Below are 23,132 nucleotides of genomic sequence, written 5' to 3'. Positions count from 1 at the left end.
TTCAGCGCCCCGCCTGGTTTGCGGCGACGGGCTTGAGCTTTGCCTTCTGCCCGGGGCGGATCTTCCCCCAGCCCTCGACGATCACGCGCTCGCCGGGCTTCACGCCCGACCGGACGATCCAGCGGCTGCCGACCATCTCGCCCAGCGTCACCGGGCGATTGACGACGGTGCCGTCCTTGCCGAGGATCGAGACGCTGGCCTGTTCGCCCTTCAACTGCACCGCGCGCGCGGGAAGCATCAGACCGTTGGGAATCGTCCCCGCCTCGATCCGCCCGCGGACGAACTGGCCCGGCTTGAGCAGGTTCTGCGGATTGGCGAAGCGCGCGCGGACCAGCTGGCTGCCGGTCTCGGTATCGACCGAGGCGGCGGTGAAGTCGAGCCGACCGACCAGCCCGTAGTCCTGGCCGTTTTCGAGCACCAGCTTCACCGTCACACTCGCCTGCGACCCGACGCTGAGATCGCCCGCCCGGATCTGTCGCGTACCGTCGAGGATTGCCGCGCTCGACGCGGTAAAGACTGCATAGACCGGCGCCATCTGGTCGACCCGCGTCATCAGCGTCGCCTGCGATCCGCTGACGAGTGCGCCTTCGGTGACTTCGGCACGACCGACGCGGCCGGCGATCGGCGCGCGGATCGTCGTGAAGCTCAGTTGCAGGCGCGCACGGGCAAGCGCGGCGCGCGCTTCGGCGACCTGGCCCTCCGCCTCCGTAAGATCTGCGCGCGCCTTGTCGTATTCCTGTCCGCTGACCGCGCGCTCGGTCACGAGCGGCGTGTAGCGGCGCACGACCGAGGCCGCATTTCCGCGCGTCGCCTGCGCGCGCAGCAAGGTCGCCTGCGCGGACTGGACCTGCGCCTGATAATCGCGCGGGTCGATCTGGAACAGCGGCGCGCCGGCGGCCACGTCGGTTCCCTCCTCGTACACCCGGCGCTGGACGATCCCGTCGGTCCGCGCGCGCACTTCTGCGGTACGGACGGCCTGGATGCGCCCGGGGAGTTCGACGATGTTGGGAACGCGCTCGGTCTTCAACACCACGACCTCGACGACGGGCGGTGGCGGCGCCTTCGGCTGCTCGGATTTTTCCCCGCATCCGGATACCAGCGGCACGAGGCTTAACAGCACCGGAACGGCATAATTACGACGACGGCCCACGCATAATCTCCTGAATTCGTGGCGCTTTGCGTGACGACCACGGCGGCGCATTAGCTCAACATTAATAAGCGGACAAGTTGTGTCCGTTTAATTCTCGTGGCAGGGGTGATGAATGCGGACCGACGCCCGATTACATCGCGAGGAACTGATCGGAGCGGCGGCCCGTATCTTCACGCTCCACGGGTATAATGCACCGCTCGAACAGGTGCTCGAAGAGACCGGGCTGGGACGCGGCACGCTGTATCGCCATTTCCCCAACCGCAGCGCGCTGGTCGCGGCCGTCTTTCGCCATCAGCTCGACCGTCTCGCCGAGTTCGTGACTGAACATCGCCGCGCGCCGGTCCTGTTGCACCACCTTCTGACGCAGCACGCGGCCTCGAGCCAGGGCGTGGTCGGGGCCGTGCAGATGATGGCCGAAACGGGCGATCTCGAATTGCTGGCGCCGTTGAAAATGGAGGCTGCCATCATCTACGAGCAGGTGGCGGCGAACGCCCGGGCTTTTGGCCTCGTGCGTTCCGATTTCAATGCGGCAGATCTGCGCCTCGTCATGCGCATGGTCACCGCTGCGGCGAACAAGGACATCACAGAGGACGGCTTCGACGACAACGGGACCGAGAGCGCGCTGGACATCATTATGCGCGGCCTGCGCCCCGACTGAGCAACGTTCGTGGCGCAAAGCTGAATCGAATCGTCCGTCATTGCGGTAACGTCTCGTCACTCTGCCAACGCTGTTTCCGGTCGCACTGCGCTTCTTTGCGAGCCTCGCGCCACATCGAAACCGCTGCACGAAGCATTACGAGGAGGGAGCCGAGGCAAATGAGGACCCCTGCGCCGTATCTGACCCACATAACGCTGGTCGAGCCATCCATCATAATTCCGATCCCGTAGCCGCAGGGTAGAGCGAAGCGACTGGGTGGCGCCTGACGTTCACGAGTATCTCCCTTGGTAGATCGACTTGGTCGTGGCGGCGGCGGCGGGAACAAGAGCACCTTCGCCTCGTAGGATGAATGCACACGGTGCGTGTAGGTTTGACTGAACATCGATGGATATTACGTCGAGACGCCCCCGCCCCGCCTGATTAGCGCGCAGCGCGCTGGCCTCGGGCATTCGCCCACCGAACATCCATGAATGCTCGACGATCGGCCCGTAGCTTGCGAGCGTCACAGGAGATCGTATGCGTAAATTCTATTTGATATTGGCGATGACCGTACCGCTCGCCGCGGGCGGTTGCGTCACCCGGACCGCGACCGATCTGGCCGCGCTGCCGTTCAAGGCGACCGGCAAGGTCGTCGACTGGAGCACGACAAGCTCAAGCGAAGCGGATCGCAACTATGCGCGCCGCGTCGCGTACGAACGCGCCCAGGATCGTCGCATGGCCGAGCGGCACTGCCGCGCTTTCCCGGAAGACTGCGCATACTGAACGCGACCGGTTCGTCGGCGATCTTCATCGATGGTCCACCAAACGCGCAACAAATTTCCACGCGGTGCTGCGATCTGCCTGCCAGGCGCAGGATCGGGCGACTTTAACCGCCGGCCGCGTCACGATCTTAGGGTTTTCGGATCCTTGGCAAAAGCAAGAAGAGCGGCCTTCCCCCGGGTACGTTCTCCAATTTCCCCCAACCAAAGGACAGTACAATGACCAACATCACCGAAATCAACAACGACATGCTCGATCTCGTCAACGGCGGCGGTTCGGTCACCTTCTCCGCGGCGGCCGACGGCACGCTGACGACCGACTATTCGTTCGGCGGCAAGTCGGGCAGCTATTCGTTCAAGGTTCCTGCCGAAGTCGTGCAGCGCACCGGTTCGATCACGTTCGGCAAGTAAGCCACGCGATACGACCGGCCGGCGCCGGTCGTATCGTCCAGGGCCCCGGCAGCCATAATCGGCTGCCGGGGCTTTGCCTGCGTGCCGACCGACGCCGCGACCCGACCGAACTCCCTTACCGATCCCTTCCGAAAGCAAGTTGTGTTCAGGACAGAAGCGTCGCCGCATAGGGCGGACCGACTCCACGGCACCGTGGCGATATTCGTCCCCGTCGCATGGCAGGGGATCGGCTATCTGATGACCGCCAGCGTGCTCGTCGCACTCGTTTTCCTCGCGTTTGCGCCCTATTCGCGCAGCGAGACCGTCAGCGGCGAGATCATGCCCGCCTCGGGTGTCTCGCTGATCGTCCCGACCCGCGCGGGCGTGCTCGCCGACGTCGCGGTCGCCGATGGCCAGCATGTTGCGGCGGGCACGACGCTCGCCATCGTCCGCGCCGAGGAGGACGCCGTCAGCGGCCGGTCCACCGCGGCCCGGATCGAGGCGGCGATCGGCCAGCAGGACAGCAGCCTCGCCGCGCAATCCGCCGCAACCACAGCCGCCGCCGGGGCCCAGCTCGAACAGCTCGCGGCGCAGCGCACCGGGCTCGTCGCCGAAGTATCGCAGCTCGGATCGCAGATCGACCTCCAGAAGGATCTGGTCGACTCCGCCCGCCGCGACCTCGACCGCGCGCGCGCCATCGCTGTCCGCGGCTTCATCAGCGGGCATGATCTACAAATTCGCGAAGAGGCGCTGGTATCGCGCAAACAGGGCTTGTCGCAACTCGTCCAGACCGCCGCGTCGAAACGCTCGGCGCTGGTCGAAGCACAGCGCACCGCCGCTCAAGTCGGCGCCCAGGCACGCGCGCAGAACGCCAACCTCGCCGCCACCCGCGCGCAGGTCGCGCAGGAAGCCGCCAGTACCAGCGGCGCCCGGTCCTATGCATTGCGCGCACCGATCGCCGGCCGCGTCACCGCGCTGACCGCTCGCCCCGGCCAGCCGGCGACACCGCAGACACCGCTGATGACGATCGTCCCCGACGGTGCGGACTTGCGCGCGATTCTGTCCGCGCCGACGTCGTCGATCGGTTTCCTCCAGCGCGGGCAGGCCGTGCATCTGGCGATCGACGCGTTTCCCTATCAGCGGTTCGGCACGGTCCGCGGACGCGTCCTCATGGTCGCCGGCAGCACGATCAACCGCACCGGCACGAACGGCACGGTCGTCCCGGTCTATCCGGTGACCGTTGCGCTCGATCGGACCGCGCTGTCCGCCTTCGGCAGGCAGGCACCGCTGGTATCGGGCATGACGCTGACCGCGCGCATCGTCATCGAACGGCAGACGTTGCTGCAATGGCTGTTCGCGCCCGTCTATGCGGTCCGGCAGCGGTGACCGGGACGATGAATCTCGACATGCTCACCCGCTCGCGCGTGACGCTCGTGCGGCAGACTGAAATCGCCGAATGCGGGCTTGCCTGCATCGCGATGATCGCTGGGTATCACGGGCTCGACATCGATCTCGGATCGATCCGCCGCCGTTTCGCCACGTCGACCCGCGGTGCGACACTCCGGTCGCTGATTGTGATCGCCGACCGGATCGGGCTGACCGCACGACCGGTCACACTACCGCTCGACCAACTCGGAAATCTCCAGCTGCCTGCGGTGCTGCACTGGAACATGAACCATTACGTCGTATTGGAGCGCGTCCGGCACGGTCGTGCGCTGATCCACGATCCCGATGGCCGTTCGACCTGGATGGCGATAGCCGAAGTCTCGGATCACTTTACCGGCGTCGCGCTGGAGTTGCGGCCGAGCGACTATTTCGCGCCTGGCGAGCACCGCGAACGTCTGCGCCTCCGCCAGCTCTGGCAGAAGATGTCGGGGCTGAAACGCGCGCTGGCTCAGGTCATGGTGCTGAGCCTGCTACTCCAGGCGTTCGTCCTCGCCTCGCCCTATTACATGCAGATCGCGCTCGACACCGCGGTTCCCGGGCTCGACCATGACCTGCTGACGGTGCTGGCGCTCGGTTTCGGTCTGTTCACGCTGATCAATGCGAGCGCGACCCTTTTGCGCTCGTTCGTCCTGCTGACCGCGGGGGCGTCGCTCGGCTTCGGACTCGCGTCCAATCTCGCGCGGCGGCTGTTCCGCCTGCCGGTCGACTGGTTCGAGCGGCGGCAGGTCGGCGACATCCTATCGCGCTTCCAGTCGGTCGGCCCGATCCAGACGATGCTGACGCAGGATGCGATCGCCAGTGTCGTCGATGGTACGATGGCGCTGCTGACGCTCGCATTGATGTTCTTCTACAGCCCGTTGCTGGCGGCCGTCGCGGTCATTGCATTCATGCTCTATGTCGGGGTCCGACTGGTCTCGTTCTCGTTCGAGCGCTCGGGCCGCGAAGCCGCGATCGTCGCGCACGGTCGCGAACAGACGATGCTGATCGAGGCGTTGCGGGCGATGACGACGCTGCGACTGTTCGGCCGCGAGCAACAGCATCACACGCTGTGGCAGACCCGGCTGACAGACGCGGTCAACGCCGATGTCCGGGTCGGTCGGATCCAGGTGTGGCAGAACACCGCCAACGTCCTGATATTCGGGTTGGAAACGATCGTGTCCCTCTGGATCGCGGTTGGCATGGTGATGAACGGCGACGGGTTCAGCATCGGCATGGTCTTCGCCTATCTCGCGTACAAGACGCAGTTCCTGCAGAAGGCGATCTCGCTGGTTGACCAGGCGATCTCGCTGCGGATGCTCAACCTGCATCTCGAGCGCCTGTCGGACATCGCGCTGTCGCCGGAGGATCGCAGCTTTGGCGCCAACGCCGACATCGCGACGCCGCTGAAGGGCACGATCGACCTGCGTAACATCAGCTATCGCTACGCACCGAGCGAACCGCCGGTGCTCGACGGTCTCGATCTCAGCATCGCGTGCGGCGAGCATGTCGCGATCACCGGCCCGTCTGGTGGCGGCAAGTCGACGTTGGTGAAGCTGCTGCTGGGTCTGATCGATGCCGATCACGGCGAGATGCTGGTCGATGGCCTGCCGCTCGCGCGGTTCGGGTGCCGAAGCTATCAGTCGCAGATCGCGGCGGTGTTGCAGGACGACGTCCTGCTGGGCGGCAGCCTCGCCGACAACATCGCGCTGTTCGATGCGCCAGTCGACTTGGAGCGCGTGTTCGCAGCGGCGACCGCGGCATCGATCCATAACGACATCCTGCGCATGCCGATGGGATACGAGACGCTGGTCGGCGACATGGGTCAGGCCCTGTCAGGCGGCCAGAAGCAGCGCGTGCTACTCGCTCGTGCGCTATACCGCCAACCCCGGATACTGGTGATGGACGAGGGTACCGCGCATCTCGACATCGCGCACGAACGCGCGGTGAACGCCGCGATCGGCGCGATGGGTATCACGCGCATCATCATCGCCCACCGCCAGGAGACGATCGCCGCGGCCGACCGGGTGTTGACGCTGACGAGCGGTCGACTGAGCGCATGTGACTGACGATAAGCTGGCAAATCAACGCAATTGGCTGAGATCGCCATCGACGTTGGCAGCATGAAGGGTCGACCGAAACGAAAGGCGATGGTGTCTGACGGCCGCGCGAAGAAAACGCCGCCGTCCAATGTGCACGCGTGGATCAGAAAAGTACGATCTTGTTCTCGCATCTGGCGATTGTCACAAACCGCCGAAAACCTGCGCAAGGCGTACATCCAAGCGCAACCCCAGAACGATCGCTGACGGAATGTCGGTTTTACGGGTTGGTGCGTAAATAGGATCGGGATTGATGACATATTGAATATTGGGCAATATCCTGACGCCAGGCATGGCCGCAAATCCATAATTGATCTCGCCGATGATCTCGTTCGACTTCGGCGAACCGGTCCCGCCGGCCTTCGTACGTAGATCGCGGAGATAATCGATCTGCTGATTGCTGAAATGCGTGTTGCTGACTAGGAAGCCTATCGTGTCGGCGTCACGGTGTTTGAGCGTGCCGGTCTTGACGAAACCGGCGGAGGCGAACCAGTCGAGCTGGGCGGCGTTGCCAACATTGTAGAAGATCCGCCCGAACAGCGCGAGGTTGCGCGTGCTCTTGCCGGCGGCGCGCTGTATCGTCTGGTCCGCCATCGCATACAGACCGACGCGGTCGCCACCTTGTGCAACTCGGGGAAGTCCTGACACCACGGACGAAACGCCGTTGCGGTCGTAATACGGGCTCTGGCCGCCGTCGGTGTTGATATAGACGCCGGCCTTGTAACGGCGCGGCAGCCGTTCGTCTGCGAACGTCGTCTGATAGCCCACTTCGTTGGCGATAAGCACGCCCGTGCCCTTGCCCAGCGAAAAGTCGAGGCCGCCCTTGCCCTTCAGGTTGAGGTCGTTGTCGTATTCGAACACGCCGGTCTGGACATACCACCGCTTGGCGATCGCGTACCGCACCTTGGCGGTCCACGACGAGTTGGGAAACGCGGTGATGCCGATGTCGCTGATCCCGCCATACGCCGTCAGGCAGCTTGTATTGCTCATGAAAACGCAATTGAACGGCGAATTGTTGAAGTAGCTGTTCACCGCCCCGCGCCCGACGAGGATGTTGAGCTTGCCGAAATCATGCTCGATGTTGAACTGGGTCAGCCGCGGGCCAGCTACCGGCCGCCAGGTCTGCTGGAAGCTGATCGAGTTGCCGATCGAATCGCGACCGAGGCTGTCGCCGCTGAACCAGGCGCCCTGAATATGGATTTTGGTATCGGACAGCCCGATCAGCTTTTCGAGATCGATGTCCGCCGCGGTCGAGACCCAATGCGATTCCGCATTGCCCTGACGAACACCGCCAACCGGGTTGGCGGCGACGTTACCGACGAAATCGAACACCAGGTCGACCCCTGCGGCCCTCAGCGCACGCAGTTCCTTGCCGATCGGATTGTCGCGTTGGAAACGCGCGATACCGGAGGACACAGCCTGGTCGGCGGGGCCCTGCCTAGTATTGGGGTAGAAGATTGGGGGATGTCGCCTGTCGGGAATGCTTCGCGCTACGCTGTCGTTCGTGTCCGCCGTCGGTACGGCCGCATCGGTGGGCGCAGTGACCGCCCGAGACGGTTGAGACTGGGACGGCTCGGATTGAGCCGCGGCGGTCAGCGCGATGGCGATAGCGATGGACATGACGGTCTCCTGCCGAGCCGCATGCGAACGCGGCCGGCTGTTATCGTAGGGCGGTGATTGTGGCGGCGATCACTCGTCGGTGATCGCCGCGTGGCCTTCAGGCGGCCACCGGGTACTTCGCGCGTAGCCGCGCATTTCCGATCATCGCTGCGAGCGTGCGTTCGTCGAGCTTGCCCTCCCACTTCGCGATCACGATGGTGGCGAGTGCATTGCCGACAAGGTTCACGAACGTCAGCCCCTCGGCGAGGATGCGGTGGATGCCAAGGATCAGCGCGATGCTGGCGACCGGGATCGTGCCCGTCGTGTTGAGCGTCGCCGCGAGCACCACGAACGCCGCGCCGGCAACACCCGCCGCACCCTTGGACGTCAGCAACAGAACAGCGATCAACCAGAGTTCGTGCCAAAGTGTGAGGTGCGTGTTCGTCGCCTGCGCCAGGAACACTGCGACGGTCGTCAGGTACAGGCAGGTGCCGTCGAGGTTGAACGAATAGCCCGCCGGGATGACGAAGCCGACGACGCTCTCCTCGCAACCGACCTTGCGCATCTTCTGGATGAGACGCGGCAGCACGGTTTCGGTCGAGGTGGTGGCGGCGACGATGACGATCTCGTCCCACAGATAGCCGAGCAGGCGCCACAGGCTGACCCCGCACCAATGCGCGATCCCGCCCAGCACGATCGCGGTAAACAGCCCGCAGACGACGAAGAACTCGATGATCAGTTCACCGAGCGACCAGAGCGATGCCGTGCCGAACTGGCCGACCGTGAAGGCTATCGCACCAAAGGCCCCGAGCGGCGCGAAATACATGATGTAGCCGATGATCCGGAAGAACCCTTGCGAGGCGCTGTCGATCAGCGTGTAGACCGGCTTGCCGCGCTCGCCGATCGCCGCGATCGCGATGCCGAACAGCACGGAAACGAACAGCACCTGCAGGACATGGCCTTCGGTCAGCGCGCTGGCGAAGGTGTCGGGGATGATGCCCATGAAATAGCCGGTGATCGTCTGGTCGTGCGCGGTCGCGACATAGGTCTTGATCGAGGCGGTATCGATCGCCGCGACGTCGATGTTCATACCCGCGCCCGGTTGCCACAGATCGACCATCACCAAGCCGAAGATCAGCGCCAGGATCGTCACCGCCTCGAAATACAGGATCGATTTCAGTGCGACGCGCCCGACGCTTTTCATGTCGTTCATGCCGGCGATGCCGTGGACGACGGTGACGAAGATCACCGGTCCGATCATCATTCGGATGAGCTTGATGAAGGCGTCACCGAACGGCTTCATCGCCACGCCGGTCGCAGGCGCGAAATGGCCGAGCAGGATGCCGAGCACCGTTCCCGCCAGCACCTGGAACCAGAGCTGGCCGACCAAGCCGAAGCGGCCTGCTTTCCTGGTAGTCTCTCCTAGGTCCGTCATCGTTTTTCTTTCGTTGTGACGTGCCGGCGTTCTCAGCCGAATAGATTTCCGTCGAACAGCTTTCGCGCGGTCCGAAGCATGGCCGCACCGACGACGTTGCCGTTCTCGTCCAGATCGATCACGCAGCCGGTCGCACCGCTGGGATGCTCGACGTCGAGCGATTTCGATTGCCCGTCCGGCACGACCGCGAGGCCATGCGCAGGCGATCCGTCGATCAGACAGGCGGTAGCGACGCTGACCGCGCCCAGCACGCCGATCGAGGCGTGGCAGCGATGCGGAATGAACGAACGCACGCTGATCGCGCCGCCATTACGGGGCGCGGCGACCAGCATCAGTTTGGGCACCGATTGATCAGTTACGTCGCCCAGGTTCATCAACGGACCGGCCTTGAGCCGGATCGCCTCGATCCTGGCCTTCAACGTCTCGTCAGCATCGAGCGTTGCACGGTCCTCGCAGCCGGTGATGCCGACATCGGCCGCGCGCAGCACGACGCAGGGCATGCCATTGTCGATCAGCGTCACGTTGACGCCATCGACGACATCGGCTGCGTTGCCCGTCGGCAGCAACGCCCCGCAGCTCGAGCCGGCGATATCGGCGAAGGCGAGCGGGACAGGTGCGGCCGTGCCGGGAACCCCGTCGATCCGCGCATCGCCGTCGTAGGTGACGCCGCCGCCTGGGGTCTGCACCGTCGCAGTTGCGAGGTTGCCGGTGTTGACCATGAAGATCGAAACCTTCGTCTTTGCGTCCCCTGCCTCGACCAGACCGCGTTCGATCGCGAACGGCCCGACCCCGGCCAGCATGTTCCCGCAATTCTGCGCGTCGCTGACGATCGCCTGGTCGACGAACACCTGGAGGAACAGATAGTCGACATCGGCGCCGACTTCGGTCGAGCGCGACACGATCGCGACCTTCGACGTCAGCGGATCGGCGCCGCCCATCCCGTCGATCTGGCGCGGATCGGGCGAACCGAACGCGCGCAGCAGGAACGCGTCGCGCGCAGCCGGATCGGCGGGGAGGTCGGCGGCGAGGAAGAACCCGCCCTTTGATGTGCCGCCACGCATCCACATCGCGCGGATGGCGTTCGGGTGCTCAGACATATTTCAGCCCCTTGGCGGCAAGCCGCTCGCGCATCGCATAGATGTCGAGCCCGAGTTCGCCGCTGGCCATCCGATCGCGCTTTTCCGTCTCGCGCGCCTCGCGTGCCTGCGCCTCCGCAAGCACCGCTGCCGCATCTTTGCGGCGCACGACGCAGACGCCGTCGTCGTCGGCCACGATCACGTCGCCCGGCTCGATCCGTTCGCCCGCACACACCAAGGTCACATTGACCGAACCCAGCGTCTCCTTGACGGTGCCCTGCGCGAAGATCGCCTTCGACCAGACCGGAAAACGCATTTCGGTGAGATCGCGGACGTCGCGAACGCCGGCGTCGATGATGAGCCCGCGGCAGCCCCGCGATATCGCCGACGTGGCGAGCAGGTCGCCGAAATAACCGTCGTCACAGGGCGATGTCGGCGCGACCACGAGGATGTCGCCATCCTTCACTTGTTCAATGGCGACGTGCATCATCCAGTTGTCGCCTGGCGGAACCGAGACGGTGACCGCAGACCCGGCGATCCGCGCGCCTGCATAGATCGGACGAAGGCGGCTGCCGAGCAGGCCGATCCGGCCCTGTGCCTCGTGCACCGTGGCGACGCCGACCTTGGCGAGGCCGTCGATGACCGACGGTTCAGCACGTTCGATATGAGTGACGACGCTGGGCATCTCTGATCCTCGATCCTTTTTTCGTTACCCTCCCTAGGAACCGACGACGGTCCAAACGCAAAACGGATTTGCGCACAAGGCATAAGCTGTGCTGAGGTCTGAGCATGCCAAGTCTTCGCGACCTCAACCTGCGCCATCTCGATGCGGTCGCCACCGCGGCACGCCTGGGAAGCATCAGCGCGGCCTCGCAAGCGATGAACCTGTCGCAGCCTGCGCTCACCCAGGCCGTTGCCAAGGTCGAGACGGTGCTTGGGCACAGGCTGCTGGACCGGCAACCCGGAGGCGTGGTCGTGACCGAGGCCGGACGCCTGATGACCGGCCGGATTGAGCATGCGCTGGCGTATGTCGCGCAAGGCGGGCGGAGCGTGCGGCGCGGGGCGCGCCTGCCGCCCTTGCCCAACGTCGAAAGGCGGATCACGCTGGGCCAATTGCTCGCGCTGATGGCGGTCGACCACGCAGGCAGCTTCGCGCTGGCCGCCAGGCATACCGGATTATCGGAGCCCGCCGTTCACCGCGCGGCGCGCGATCTCGAACAGTTGCTCGAAGTGGCTCTGCTGGCCCGGCAGGGACGAACCGTACAGCCAACCGCGGCGGCGATACGGTTGCTGAGATTTGCCCGACTGGCTCGCGCAGAACTGGAGTCGGGCTTCGATGAACTCGCGGCACTGCATTCGGAAGGCGCAGGGCGGATAACGGTCGGCGTCATGCCTCTGGCGCGCGCAATCCTGCTCCCGCAGGCGCTCGCACGCTTTGCTCGCCTCTACCCGGTGGCCTCTGTCGATGTCGTCGAAGGGCCCTATATCGAAGTGCTCTCGGCGCTGCGCGAAGGCGCCATCGACGTGGTCGTCGGGGCGATGCGCGACCCCCTGCCAGTGGCTGACGTCGTGCAGGAACCCCTGTTCGACGACGACCCCGTCATCGTGGGACGCAAGGGCCACCCCCTGCTGGACGAACCGGGCTTCGTCTTCCAACGACTATTGGATTTTCCGTGGGTTATCGCCGCGCCGGGGGCTCCCGTACGGCGCCGGTGGGAACAGATGTTCAAGGAACAGGGGCTCGAACCGCCACGGCCGCGGATCGAGTGCGGGTCGGTGATGGTGGTGCGCGGGCTAATGCTTGAGGACGACTGGCTGACGCTCATGTCACGCGATCAGTTCCTGCTCGAGGACCGCGCCGGACTGCTAAGCGAGATCGCCGGAGCCGGCTCGTCGTTGCGCCGGCAGATCGGGATGACGACCCGCCAGGATTGGCGACCGACCCAACTTCAGCATGAGTTCCTGAGCATCTTCCGATCCACCTGCGCCGAGTGGACTTCAGGAAAAGCAATGGACGGACAGCCGTTTCGATACGCCTGACAGGCTTGGCGCGCTTAGATACCCCGCATCACGTCGCCGACAAGGCGGACGGCAACCCTCGCCATCCTGGGAACGCAGCCATGATCATCGACTGCCACGGCCACTACACAACCGCTCCCGCCCGCCACAATGCGTGGCGCGACGCGCAGGTCGCGGCGATCGGTACGGGCGGCGACATAGACCCGACCTACCCCGCCATATCCGACGACGAGATCCGCGAGACGATCGAGGCGAACCAGCTGCGCCTGCTGCGCGAGCGCGGGGCGGACATGACGATCTTCTCACCGCGCGCCTCGGCGATGGCGCCGCATGTCGGGAGCGAGGCGGTCGCGCACATCTGGGCCCGGCGCTCGAACGACCTGATCAAGCGGGTCATCGACCTGTACCCCGAAACCTTCGCCGGCGTATGCCAGTTGCCGCAATCCCCCGGCATCTCGATCGCGCATTCGATCGACGAGCTCGAGCGGTGCGTAACGGACCTCGGGTTCATCGGTTGCAACCTCAACCCCGACCCGTCGGGCGGCAAGTTCGATTCCCCGCCGCTGACCGATCGCGCATGGTATCCGTTCTTCGAGAAGATGGTCGAGCTCGACGTTCCTGCGATGATCCACGTCTCGGGCAGCTGCAACCCGGCGATGCACGCGACCGGCGCGTATTACATCGCGGCCGATACGATCGCGTTCATGCAATTCCTCGAAGGCGACCTCTTCCGGGATTTCCCGGACCTGCGCTTCATCATTCCCCATGGCGGCGGCGCGGTGCCCTATCATTGGGGACGCTATCGCGGGCTTGCCGACATGCTGAAGCGCCCGCCCCTTGCCGAGCACGTCATGAAGAACGTGTTCTTCGATACCTGCGTCTATCATCAACCGGGCATCGACCTCCTGTTCAAGGTGATCGACGTCGACAACATCCTGTTCGGGTCCGAGATGGTCGGCGCGGTGCGCGGTATCGATCCCGAGACCGGCCAGTATTTCGACGATACCAAGCGTTATGTCGACGCGCTGGACATCTCCGACGCCGACAAGCGCAAGGTATTCGAGGGCAACGCCCGCCGTGTCTACCCACGCCTCGACGCGCAGCTCGCCGCACGGGGGCTGTAATGTCCGAGTTCACGATGGATCCTGCCTGGATCTGCTATCACCCCGCCCCGAGCAAGCCCGCCTTTACCGTACCCGCGGGCGCGGTTGATGCGCATTGCCACGTGTTCGGGCCGGGCGATGTGTTCCCCTACGCGCCGGAACGGAAATACACGCCGTGCGATGCCGGCAAGGACGAGCTGTTTGCGCTACGAGACCATCTCGGCTTCGCCCGCAACGTCATCGTCCAAGCGACCTGTCACGGGGCGGACAACCGCGCGCTGGTCGATGCGCTGCGGACCGCCGGCGACCGCGCTCGCGGCGTCGCGACCGTACGCGATACGGTGAGCGATGCGGAACTGTCCAACCTTCACGCGGCCGGCGTGCGCGGAGTGCGTTTCAACTTCGTCCGTCGTCTCGTCGATCCGAAGCCCGACGCGTATTACCGCGCGATCATCGACCGGATCGCTTCGCTCGGCTGGCACGTCGTGATCTATTTCGAGGCCGCGGATCTCGCCGAGCGCTGGGACTTCTTCACGTCGTTGCCGACGATCGTCGTCGTCGATCACATGGGGCGCCCGGACGTGACGCAACCCGTCGATGGCCCCGAGTTCGGGCGATTTATCCGCCTGATGGAAGAGCATGAGAATGTCTGGACCAAGGTGAGTTGCCCCGAACGCCTGTCGATGGTGGGTCCGCCTGGCTATGACGACGTCGTGCCCTTCGCGCGGACGCTGGTCGAGCGCTTCCCCGATCGCGTCCTGTGGGGCACCGACTGGCCGCACCCCAACATGACCACGCACGCCCCTGACGATGGTGCACTGGTGGACGTCATACCGCGCATCGCGACGACCCCCGCGCTCCAACACAAGCTGTTGATCGACAATCCGATGCGACTCTACTGGGCATAGCCTGATGGTAGGATTGGGTCAGCCTGATGATGCAGGTCCGCATGGGACGTTTCCAGACCTCCAATATGCGCATCACCCGATCCTCCCGCGCCCATCCCGCCGCCACCACCACCACCAGTTTTCGCGCCTTCGTTTCTTCCGCCAGCGTTTTTAGCCCCTCCTCCCGATGACACTGGCCGTGTCGGGCCCTGCATCGGTATCCTGAGGTCTTCGGGTATGGGATCGAGGTCGAGGGCCTCGCGAACGAAATTGCGGAGCGACACCACGAGATCATGCGTGTGCACCGGATGCCCGGCGACCAGTTCCCGAACTGCCTTGTCGGCGAGCCTGACATGCTCTTCCGTACCAAGAAGAATGATGTCGGAAAGCGCGGCTTCCACGGCGTCCCGGATCCTTCGCGTCCGGTCGGACTTCGAAGCGGTCTCGGCGCTGAGGTCGAGTTGGGCCATCGGCTCGGCAGGTGCGTGGAGTTCGGAGCTTCTGAGGTCCCGTTTGTGGGCCGGATCGACGGTGAGGTCGCCTGTGAACGATCCACCCAAGACCTTGTAGGCCGCGATCAAGGTGCGCAGACGCTCGTTGATCTGCCGATTCATTCGCTCGCGGCGCTGCTGGAACGTCATTTGCGTCAGCAGGCGAATACCGACACCGAGCAGCGTGACCAAGGCAAGGCCAAACAGCGTCGCCAGAAGGCTCTGCCAGGAGGTGAAGTCCAGGTTGCGCAAAAATTGGATCCTTCTCCACGCCCATGGCGACCGGGCAATGTATAAACTCTCGAGTGCTCAAGCTCTTGGGTCCCGATACCACATATCGTCAGACCGTCTCACCGTGACCCGAAACGGACAGCCGGCAGCCGCTGCTCGTAGACGGAGGACATACGATGGTAAACGACAGCGCAAAATCACTGTGCATTTCCCACAGGCTCGGTCGCACCCTCAGGCAGTTGTGAAAACCTCTGCGTATCGTCGCGGTCACGCGGCTCGAAGATTTCGGGCCGGTGCACGGGCGGAGAGGTACGGTTTGGACAGCCCATACAGCCCTTCACGCGGTGTGCTCAGATTGGCACGTTCCGCTGATCGACGCTGGTAAAGCCATAGGTCCTGTACCGGCTCTCCACCGTGCGTCCTGAAATCGTAATGTCGGTGTAGCCCTCGGGCGTGCCGAGGAACGATCCGTGCCAGTCGGCACCGGCGACGGCGCCGGTCGTGATGAACGATATCCCATTGAGCTCGATCCGCTCGTAGACGTGGCTGTGCGCCTGAAGCACCGCCAGCACATCATAGTCGCGCAGGATGCGCAGCACCTCCCGACCGTTGACGACGAAGGTCCAGTTGTGGGGGGTATCGAGCCAGGATTCGGGCTCGTAACACCGCATCGCGGTGACGAGCGGGATGTGTGTCACCACGACGATCCGCATACCCTTGGGCTGGGCAGCGAGATCGGCGCGCAGCCATCCCAGTTGGTCAGCGTCGACGCGGCCTTCGTAATTCCGGTCCGCGGTCATGCCGATCGAATCCAGCACGACGAAATGTACGCCCTTGTGATCGAAGGCGTAATAGCGCGGTCCGAAACGATCGATGTAGAATTGCTTGCCGTAATCGGGGGCGGATGGATCGATGCCGCTCTTGGGGAACACGCCGAGACAGTCGTGATTGCCGATGACGTGATGGATCGGTTTGCGCAGATGTGCGCGTTCGGTGCGCTGATAGAGATCCATCAGCAGCGTCGCGCGCGCCCGCCCCGTTTCGAGCGCATCCTCGACATGATCGCCGCCCTGGATCACGAAATCGACCGGCGATGCGGAGATCTGTTCGAAGCACTGCGCGCAGGCACGATCCGCGCCCAGTTCCGGCCGGATGTGGCAATCGCCCACGAACGCGAAGCTGAAGCTGTCGCGGGCGGGCTTGAGTCCCCCGGCGCGCGCTGCCAACGGGACAAGCGGCGCGCCGAGCGCGAGCTTCAGGATATTGCGGCGTTCCATGAGGCACCTGTCGACAGGAGGCAGAGGGGGCGTTCGCGATGCGCGGCGAAGATCAGAAGTGGACCCGAACGGTGCCGAATACCTGGCGCGGCGCGGCGGTTTGCAGCGTCGTATAGGTGCCGTTCGGATCGGAGGTGACGAACCCGGCGGTGCCGGTCGAGGCGATGTATTTCTTGTCGAACACGTTCACCAGGTTGAACTGGACATCGAACATACGGCTGAACCGATAGCCTGCCGACAGGTTGACGTTGACCGCGCCGGGCAGCTTCGCATCGTTGAGATAGCTGTAATAGCGTGCGCTGCGGTAATGTGCATTGACCCCGCCCCACACCGTGCCGTCGTCGTAATTGAGTTCCGCACTGCCGACGTTCCTGGGCGACGCGACGACCTGCTTGCCCTTGGTGGCGACGACCGCGCCGCCGAGCGGCTGGACATCGTCGTCATAGGTCGCGTCGTTATAGGCATAGCTGCCGTAGAGCGACCAGCCGGGCGCGAACTTCCAGTTGGCCGCCGCCTCGACGCCGCGCGACGAGACGCTGCCGACGTTCTGCAACACGTTCTGGTTGCCGACGAGCGTCGCGCTGATCGACGAGGCGAGCAGACGGTTGGAGAACTTCACGTAATAGCCGGTCAACGACATCTGCAGATCGCGATCGTGGAAGCGGTAGCCGGCCTCGAACGTGTTGGTCATCTCGGGCTTCAGGCCGCTGCGGATGAAATCGAACCCTGCCTGCGAGCTGCTCGAGAACGGGCCGCTCGAGGTCGACGCGACGAACGCCGCCATGTTGCGCGTGTAATCGGCGAACACCTCGTTGTTTTCGTCCAGCGTATAAAGCGCCCCGACGGTGGGCAGGAACCAGTTCTTCGCCTGGATCGAACCGTCAATCGGCTTGGTGCTGACGACGCTGTGCGCGCGGTTGGTCGAGACCACGCCCTTGACGCCCGCGTTCAACCGCAGTGCGCTGGTCGCCTGCCACGTGTCGCTGATGTCGAGCTGGACGGTGTTCGTCACGTACTCGTTGTAGAAATTGGTCTTGAACGGGTTGGTGTAGAATTTCTGGAATTCGCTCGGCGCGACGCCCTTCTGCAGGCCGTAGAGATACGAACCCTGATCGAAGGCATTGCGCTCGTACCAGATACCCCCTTCGATCTTGTGATCGCCGGTGTCGAACTTCAGGCGCGAGATCACGCCCTTGCGGTTGATGGCGTAGCGCAGCGCCGACACCGACACGGGCGAGCCGCCAAACGCCGCGGGCGTCGCGCTGTACGGGCTCGCATACGTGCCGATGCCCTTGTCGAGATGGATGTAGCCGGTGGTGAAACCCGACAGCCGCGGGCCGATCGCATAGTCCAGCTTCTCGTATGCCAGCAGATCGCGCCGTACGCCGCCGCCCTGATAGATCGCGTCGTCCGCCGACACGAACGGCGCCGGTGGCGTGCCGCCATTCTGGACGATCGTGGCGAGTTGCTCGGCCACCGCGAAATCGCGGATATTGTCGAACTTGTAGCCATAAGCCTTGAGGCGCGCGAGCGAGACGTCGCCGTAATCGTCTTCGCGCCGATCGATCAGGTTCAGGAACGTCGTCGACTTGACCGCATCGCCCAGGGGCTGGACATATTTCGCATTGACCTGATCCTGCACCTGCTTGCCCCAGCCGCGCCACTTGCCCTGCCGGTCATGCGCATAGGACACCGCCAGCCGTCCGCCCCACGGCAGGTCGCCGCTGTTCACGCGAGCAAAGGAGCGCCACGAATTGGCGCTGCCATAGCTCTGCTCGACATCGATGCCGAGTTTGTCGGTGGGGTCGATCGAGGTGAAATCTACGGTGCCGCCGATGTTGCTGGTCGATGCGGTGCCGAGCGCGCCGCTGCCCTGCGACAGCGTCGCGGCGCCGTTGTTCTCGCTGAGCAGCGCCCGGTTGATCGAAAGGCCGTTGTTGTTGCGGTACTGCATGTTGCCGAGCGGCACGCCGTCGAGCGTGAAGCCCATCTGGTCGGTGAGGAAGCCGCGGATCGAGAGCTGCGTCGCGGCCTCATACGTCCCGTGCGCGTCGGAGGAATCGAAATTCACGCCGGGCAACCGGCCGAGTGAGCGCAGCGGCGACGAGCCGCCGGTCAGTTTCGCCATCGCCTTGGCGGACACCGTCTGGACCTGGCGGGACTGACCCTGGCCGAGCACGACGATATCCTGCCCTGCGGCGGCTTCGGTGGCAGCGGTTTCGGTCGCGGCGGTTTCGATCGCGGTCTGGGGCGGTTCGACAGGGGTAGCCTTCAGCGCAATCAGCGAGGCGGTTTCCTCGGCGATCGTCAGCCCCTGTCCGGCGATCAGACGGCGCAGCGCCTCGCCGCGCGTGAACCGACCGCGCAGCCCGGCTGCCCGGCGATGGGCGACGGCGTCGTACGGAAAGCTGACATGCCGGCCGGCCTGACGCGCGAAATGGTTGAGCGCGGCAGCGGTGTCGGATGCCTTGATGTCGAACGCGACGCGTGGTGCCTGCGCCTGTGCGATGGCGGCAACGGGTATCGCCGCCACCCCCACCGCAACGATGGCCGTCGTCGTCAGAAACTTGAACATGTAATCCCCGCATCGAACCGTGTGTCGAAGCAGGGATTGATGAGCGCGGACAAACCGCCATCGCGCCCGAAAATAAAATCTACGCGCGGGTCAGGACGATCCCCCCGGACGGGCCGGCGGTCGCGCGGATGCCGAACGAACTGTGCAGCGCGCGCAGGAATTCTACGGGCCTGGTGGTCGCGAAGCTCCCGCCCAGGCGGAGGCGCGACAGCGCAGGGTCGCCGATGACGATCTTGTCCGGCAGATACCGGTTCATCTCGGCCACCGCATAGTCGAGACTCTCGCCCTCGAGCACCAGCGTGTCGCGCCGCCATGCGGTGACGGTGGCGAGATCGTCGCGCGCCTGGATACTAACCTGTCCCGCGGTGATCAGCGCGACGTCGCCCACGCCGATGCGCTTGGCCGAGCCATCCGAAACCCCGCCCGCTAGCACCGCCAGTTCACATCCCGCGCCGCGCAGCCGGACGTTGTACGCCCCCGGATCGAGCCGGAACTGCCCCCCCGGCGTCAGCAAGTGCAGGCGATTGTCCGCCGCCAGCCGAACCGCGATCTCCCCGCGATCGAGCCAGAGCCGCGCGGGGGTGCCTTCGCGCCAATGGACGCGACTGTCGGTATTGAGGTCGAGCGTGATGCCGGGCGTCACCGCGACCGCCATCCGCTGGCCGACCCGCGTCTCCGCCGTGTCGCGCGCCGCGGCACGGTAGGCGACACTGCCGCCGACCACCGCGACGGCGAAGACCGAGCCGGCGGCGCGGAGGACCCGGCGCCGGTTCGGCTGCTCGACGGTATCCGGCCAGGCGTGCGCAGGCTGCATCTCGCCGCGCGCGCCTCGCACGCCGTCGAGATCGCGCCACGTACCGGCCACCTCGGCAAACGCCACCGCATGGCGGATGTTGGCGTTGCGCCAAGCCTCGAAGGCCGCGACATCCGCCGATCCCGCGTCGAGCGCGGCCAGCCATCCGGCAGCCTGCTCGGTCAGGTCGACATGACGTTGCGGGATATCGACAGGGCCGGACACGCTTCCTCCACCTGGGCCTCGCTCTCGCGCCTGGCTTTCGTGATGAGCGCCAGCCCCTTAGCGATATGCTTTTCCACGGTCGAGACCGATAGGGAAAGCGTTTCGGCAATCTGCGCCGGCGGAATGCCCTGGACCTTGCGCATGTGGAGGACGCGCGAGCATTGCGGCGGCAGCGCGTCGATCAGATCGAGCAGGCTTTGCAGCTCGGATCGACCGGAGGCGATTGCAAACGCATCCGGCGCCGGGTCTGCGACCTCCAGCATATCCAGCGACGCCAGCAGATCGATCCGCACGACGTTCGCCCGGCGCAGCCGCTCGAGCGCAAGATTATGCACGATCGTCATGACGAAGCCCCGCGGCGTCACGATAGCACGATGATCCGGCGCCTTCAGGACGCGCGCATAGGCGTCCTGAACCAGATCCTCGGCATTGTCGCGACCGCACAGATACGCCGCCTTTGCCCGATAGGCTGCCGCGTGCGGCAGCACCTCAGCGATAAACCAGCGATCGATGTCACGCAGCCAGCTCAACACATGCTCCAGAAGCTATGTTGGACCGCCTAGACCGGTATTCTTACACGACGGGGACAGTGCCATTACGATGGTGGATGCACCATTCAGCGCCTTCCACCCGATCGTAGCCGCGATCTTTCCCGACTACGCTCTCGCCAGCGTCGAACTTCGCGGAGTCGGGCACTAGAGATTGGAGCATGCGTGGAGCCTGACCAAAGGCATCACCCTCGAGGAACGAACACGATGCGGACCAGAATCACGGAACTGCTCGGGATCAAGACCCCCATCATGCAGGGCGGGATGCACTTCGTCGGACTGGCGGAACTCGCCGCTGCAGTCTCGAACGCAGGCGGACTTGGGACGATCACGGGATTGACGCAAAAAACTCCGGAGCGCCTGGCGTCCGAGATCGCGCGATGCAAGACGTTGACCGACCAGCCGTTCGCCGTGAACCTCACCTTTCTTCCGACATTCTCGGATCCCCCCTATGCCGAGTATATCGCTGCGATTGCCGAAGGCGGCGTGCGGGTCGTCGAGACCGCAGGTCGCAATCCGGCCGAGCATATGCAGGCCTTGAAAGCGGCAGGAATCAAGGTCGTGCACAAATGCACGTCGATCCGCCATGCGCTCAAGGCGCAAAATATCGGATGCGATGCGGTGAGTATCGATGGATTCGAATGCGGCGGACACCCCGGCGAGGACGATGTTCCAAATTTCATCCTGTTGCCGCTTGCGGCCAACCAGCTTTCTATTCCCTTCCTTGCGTCAGGGGGAATGGCGGACGCTCGGAGCCTCGTTGCAGCACTGGCGCTCGGCGCCGACGGCATCAATATGGGCACCCGATTCATCGCGACGCAAGATGCCCCTGTTCACCAAAACGTGAAACAGGCGCTTCTCGACGCCACAGAACTCGACACTCGCCTGATCATGCGTTCGCTGCGCAACACCGAACGGGTATTGGCGAACGCGGGCGTGGACCGCATCGTCGAAATCGAGCGTACCAAGGGTGTCGCACTCACCATCGACGACATCCGGGACGAGGTCATGGGCGTCTACCCCCGCGTGATGGTCGACGGAGATTTATCAGCGGGAGCCTGGAGCTGCGGGATGGTTGCTGGCCTGATCGACGACATTCCAAGCGTAAAGCGGCTGATCGACCGCATAATGCTCGAAGCCGAAGCCTTGATCCGAGACCGGCTTGCAAGTTTCGGCTCGCTCCCTTCCGGTGAACCACTTGGTCAAGGTGATCGGTAACAGTGTCGATCTACTAGCGCGGCTGTTACCGCGTGTGGGCTCTGCGCTGAGGGCGGTCCATCTTGCGTTTCGACTCCGTTCCGCACCGCCGTCCTCACAATAACGCCCGGTTTCGCCAGGAGCAGACTTGGAAGTCGCTCCGTGGTGTTCGCACGTCGAAGTCGGTTGACGCAGATGAGGATCTGTCCTCAAGGGAGGTCGCGAACATCGGCGGAATTTCCCCCCGGTGGGTACAAAAGATGGGTACAGAGACCATCCGGCATGGGTACAAAAACGACGGTTTTCCGCCGATTTTACTACTCATAGACCCCTCTCGTAGGGGTCACCATTTCGGTCTGTCGCACCGAACCAGCAATTCGGACATCTCTTCCACGCGGTATCGATCCATCGGCGATGGCTTTGCCCGGCCATGCCGCTGGCGCCGATACCTTGCCATTGTTGCAGGTCAGCAATTCTGTGGCGTCGAAATCGCGTCCGCCCCCGGGTGAACGCTCGAATGCCAGCCATTTTGCGCGCCACTCACCGACAGGCTTCATTGCCGCCGCCGGTCTTGTGTCGACACGGCCAACCGGCGGCACTATGGTTCCACCCGCGTATCCGCTCTGTTCGAAGACCGTGGTCGACGAATGCCTGCAACGATCAGCTAGGCCGCATGTCAGCCGAGCGCATAAGGTTGCCAAGTCCGCCGACCAGAAGACGGCAGCGTGATCGGGCGCGAACTCCTTGTTGGGTGTTCGACCGTGGGATCCAGCACACGCGATTCGAGCGTTCCCGGAGAATCGGCGGTCTTCGACTGGAAGGCTGAGGCGCCGCGGGATGGAACGATGACCGCCCAACTGACCAACGGCGCGACGTACTCCGGACCGTTCTTTTAGGTGACGAGCGAGACGCAGGTCGATGATCTTGCTCCCTTGTGGCTTGGCTGGACGGTATCGGTTGGGGCGGCGTCGGCCAGGGCGAATGCGAGGGCCCGACCGGCCACAAGAACGAGGCCAATTTCCCATGCAATGACCGGTTGGCGCACGGGTCTTCGCAGATCCGGTAAGTCCGCCTGTGGCGATGGACAACAAACCCGCTCGGCATGACGCCGTGAATGACCGCGTTGCAAAAAACGCAACACCCATCCCCCTATTCTATGTTTGCGCTACCACCGCCGCTCGGCTAGCAGGAGGGCGCCT

Annotated in this window: 19 protein-coding genes; 9 read left to right on the top strand and 10 right to left on the bottom strand. The window is 64.3% G+C overall.

All coding sequences use genetic code 11. The features are described from left to right. Nucleotide 1: 1 nt before the first annotated feature. A complete protein-coding gene (locus AC3D24_RS19835) occupies nt 2-1,150 on the bottom strand; it encodes an efflux RND transporter periplasmic adaptor subunit (protein ID WP_489032772.1) in 1,149 nt (382 codons plus the stop codon). Between the two features lie 112 nt (nt 1,151-1,262). Here AC3D24_RS19835 and AC3D24_RS19830 point away from each other — a divergent pair, with 112 nt between their 5' ends. The 5 genes from AC3D24_RS19830 to AC3D24_RS19810 all read left to right on the top strand — a co-directional run bounded on the left by AC3D24_RS19830 (nt 1,263) and on the right by AC3D24_RS19810 (nt 6,447). Beyond that, entirely contained in the window at nt 1,263-1,808 is a 546-nt protein-coding gene (locus AC3D24_RS19830; RefSeq protein ID WP_093400181.1) for a TetR/AcrR family transcriptional regulator, read from the top strand. A gap of 516 nt (nt 1,809-2,324) precedes the next feature. Then, nucleotides 2,325-2,570 carry a hypothetical protein gene (locus AC3D24_RS19825; protein ID WP_093400180.1) on the top strand — a complete coding sequence of 82 codons (246 nt, stop codon included), beginning with the start codon at nt 2,325-2,327 and terminating at the stop codon, nt 2,568-2,570. A 215-nt stretch (nt 2,571-2,785) separates the two neighbouring features. After that, nucleotides 2,786-2,977: a hypothetical protein gene (locus tag AC3D24_RS19820; protein WP_093400179.1), complete on the top strand. Its 192-nt coding sequence runs from the start codon at nt 2,786-2,788 to the stop codon at nt 2,975-2,977. Between the two features lie 192 nt (nt 2,978-3,169). After that, nucleotides 3,170-4,342, top strand: a complete 1,173-nt coding sequence (locus AC3D24_RS19815; RefSeq protein WP_254784525.1) for a beta-barrel domain-containing protein — start codon at nt 3,170-3,172, stop codon at nt 4,340-4,342. Further along, the gene (locus AC3D24_RS19810) at nt 4,303-6,447 is read left to right on the top strand and encodes a peptidase domain-containing ABC transporter (RefSeq protein ID WP_489032769.1); all 2,145 of its coding nucleotides are present in this window, start codon (nt 4,303-4,305) and stop codon (nt 6,445-6,447) included. Before AC3D24_RS19815 ends, AC3D24_RS19810 begins: the two co-directional genes overlap by 40 nt. Nucleotides 6,448-6,621: 174 nt before the next feature. Here AC3D24_RS19810 and AC3D24_RS19805 read toward each other — a convergent pair whose 3' ends face one another. The 4 genes from AC3D24_RS19805 to AC3D24_RS19790 form a co-directional block, all read right to left on the bottom strand. After that, a complete protein-coding gene (locus AC3D24_RS19805) occupies nt 6,622-8,097 on the bottom strand; it encodes a carbohydrate porin (RefSeq protein WP_093400178.1) in 1,476 nt (491 codons plus the stop codon). A 97-nt stretch (nt 8,098-8,194) separates the two neighbouring features. Continuing rightward, nucleotides 8,195-9,511, bottom strand: a complete 1,317-nt coding sequence (gene dctA / locus AC3D24_RS19800) for a C4-dicarboxylate transporter DctA (protein WP_489032767.1) — start codon at nt 9,509-9,511, stop codon at nt 8,195-8,197. Between the two features lie 32 nt (nt 9,512-9,543). Next, entirely contained in the window at nt 9,544-10,608 is a 1,065-nt protein-coding gene (locus tag AC3D24_RS19795; RefSeq protein ID WP_489032765.1) for a 4-oxalomesaconate tautomerase, read from the bottom strand. Further along, nucleotides 10,601-11,272: a 4-carboxy-4-hydroxy-2-oxoadipate aldolase/oxaloacetate decarboxylase gene (locus AC3D24_RS19790; protein WP_093400175.1), complete on the bottom strand. Its 672-nt coding sequence runs from the start codon at nt 11,270-11,272 to the stop codon at nt 10,601-10,603. Before AC3D24_RS19790 ends, AC3D24_RS19795 begins: the two co-directional genes overlap by 8 nt. Nucleotides 11,273-11,376: 104 nt before the next feature. On the opposite strand from AC3D24_RS19790, the gene AC3D24_RS19785 reads away from it, so the two are divergent. From AC3D24_RS19785 to AC3D24_RS19775, 3 genes are all read left to right on the top strand, one after another. Then, nucleotides 11,377-12,627, top strand: coding sequence for a LysR substrate-binding domain-containing protein (locus tag AC3D24_RS19785; protein WP_489032763.1), 1,251 nt, complete (start codon nt 11,377-11,379; stop codon nt 12,625-12,627). 80 nt (nt 12,628-12,707) lie between these two features. Then, nucleotides 12,708-13,730, top strand: coding sequence for an amidohydrolase family protein (locus AC3D24_RS19780; RefSeq protein ID WP_489032761.1), 1,023 nt, complete (start codon nt 12,708-12,710; stop codon nt 13,728-13,730). Next, nucleotides 13,730-14,617, top strand: a complete 888-nt coding sequence (locus AC3D24_RS19775; RefSeq protein WP_489032759.1) for an amidohydrolase family protein — start codon at nt 13,730-13,732, stop codon at nt 14,615-14,617. Before AC3D24_RS19780 ends, AC3D24_RS19775 begins: the two co-directional genes overlap by 1 nt. Here AC3D24_RS19775 and AC3D24_RS19770 read toward each other — a convergent pair. The 5 genes from AC3D24_RS19770 to AC3D24_RS19750 all read right to left on the bottom strand — a co-directional run bounded on the left by AC3D24_RS19770 (nt 14,605) and on the right by AC3D24_RS19750 (nt 20,718). Next, nucleotides 14,605-15,339 (bottom strand): hypothetical protein, encoded by a 735-nt coding sequence (locus tag AC3D24_RS19770; protein ID WP_489032757.1) that lies wholly within the window; start codon nt 15,337-15,339, stop codon nt 14,605-14,607. The two genes, AC3D24_RS19775 and AC3D24_RS19770, sit on opposite strands and share 13 nt — an antisense overlap. A gap of 329 nt (nt 15,340-15,668) precedes the next feature. Beyond that, nucleotides 15,669-16,595 (bottom strand): metallophosphoesterase family protein, encoded by a 927-nt coding sequence (locus AC3D24_RS19765; RefSeq protein WP_489032755.1) that lies wholly within the window; start codon nt 16,593-16,595, stop codon nt 15,669-15,671. Between the two features lie 52 nt (nt 16,596-16,647). Beyond that, nucleotides 16,648-19,170 (bottom strand): TonB-dependent receptor, encoded by a 2,523-nt coding sequence (locus AC3D24_RS19760; protein ID WP_489032754.1) that lies wholly within the window; start codon nt 19,168-19,170, stop codon nt 16,648-16,650. 79 nt (nt 19,171-19,249) lie between these two features. After that, nucleotides 19,250-20,188 carry a FecR family protein gene (locus AC3D24_RS19755; protein WP_489032752.1) on the bottom strand — a complete coding sequence of 313 codons (939 nt, stop codon included), beginning with the start codon at nt 20,186-20,188 and terminating at the stop codon, nt 19,250-19,252. Beyond that, entirely contained in the window at nt 20,146-20,718 is a 573-nt protein-coding gene (locus AC3D24_RS19750) for an RNA polymerase sigma factor (protein ID WP_093400168.1), read from the bottom strand. Before AC3D24_RS19750 ends, AC3D24_RS19755 begins: the two co-directional genes overlap by 43 nt. A 225-nt stretch (nt 20,719-20,943) precedes the next feature. Between AC3D24_RS19750 and AC3D24_RS19745 the strand changes: the two genes are divergently transcribed. Then, on the top strand, nt 20,944-21,954 hold the full coding sequence (locus tag AC3D24_RS19745; RefSeq protein ID WP_093400167.1) for an NAD(P)H-dependent flavin oxidoreductase: 1,011 nt from the start codon (nt 20,944-20,946) through the stop codon (nt 21,952-21,954). Nucleotides 21,955-23,132 lie beyond the last annotated feature (1,178 nt).

The organism is Sphingomonas sp. SL1004, assembly GCF_057815015.1.
Note: the sequence above shows the minus strand (reverse complement) of the source record. Positions and strands in the feature narration are given on the sequence as shown.

Coding starts and splice junctions, on each gene's coding strand:
- AC3D24_RS19785 (WP_489032763.1), top strand. CDS start 11,377: ATGCCAAGTCTTCGCGACCTCAACCTGCGCCATCTCGATGCGGTCGCC.
- AC3D24_RS19810 (WP_489032769.1), top strand. CDS start 4,303: ATGGCTGTTCGCGCCCGTCTATGCGGTCCGGCAGCGGTGACCGGGACG.
- AC3D24_RS19795 (WP_489032765.1), bottom strand. CDS start 10,608: ATGTCTGAGCACCCGAACGCCATCCGCGCGATGTGGATGCGTGGCGGC.
- AC3D24_RS19765 (WP_489032755.1), bottom strand. CDS start 16,595: ATGGAACGCCGCAATATCCTGAAGCTCGCGCTCGGCGCGCCGCTTGTC.
- AC3D24_RS19830 (WP_093400181.1), top strand. CDS start 1,263: ATGCGGACCGACGCCCGATTACATCGCGAGGAACTGATCGGAGCGGCG.
- AC3D24_RS19780 (WP_489032761.1), top strand. CDS start 12,708: ATGATCATCGACTGCCACGGCCACTACACAACCGCTCCCGCCCGCCAC.
- AC3D24_RS19760 (WP_489032754.1), bottom strand. CDS start 19,170: ATGTTCAAGTTTCTGACGACGACGGCCATCGTTGCGGTGGGGGTGGCG.
- AC3D24_RS19825 (WP_093400180.1), top strand. CDS start 2,325: ATGCGTAAATTCTATTTGATATTGGCGATGACCGTACCGCTCGCCGCG.
- AC3D24_RS19820 (WP_093400179.1), top strand. CDS start 2,786: ATGACCAACATCACCGAAATCAACAACGACATGCTCGATCTCGTCAAC.
- AC3D24_RS19775 (WP_489032759.1), top strand. CDS start 13,730: ATGTCCGAGTTCACGATGGATCCTGCCTGGATCTGCTATCACCCCGCC.
- AC3D24_RS19805 (WP_093400178.1), bottom strand. CDS start 8,097: ATGTCCATCGCTATCGCCATCGCGCTGACCGCCGCGGCTCAATCCGAG.
- AC3D24_RS19745 (WP_093400167.1), top strand. CDS start 20,944: ATGCGGACCAGAATCACGGAACTGCTCGGGATCAAGACCCCCATCATG.
- AC3D24_RS19790 (WP_093400175.1), bottom strand. CDS start 11,272: ATGCCCAGCGTCGTCACTCATATCGAACGTGCTGAACCGTCGGTCATC.
- dctA (WP_489032767.1), bottom strand. CDS start 9,511: ATGACGGACCTAGGAGAGACTACCAGGAAAGCAGGCCGCTTCGGCTTG.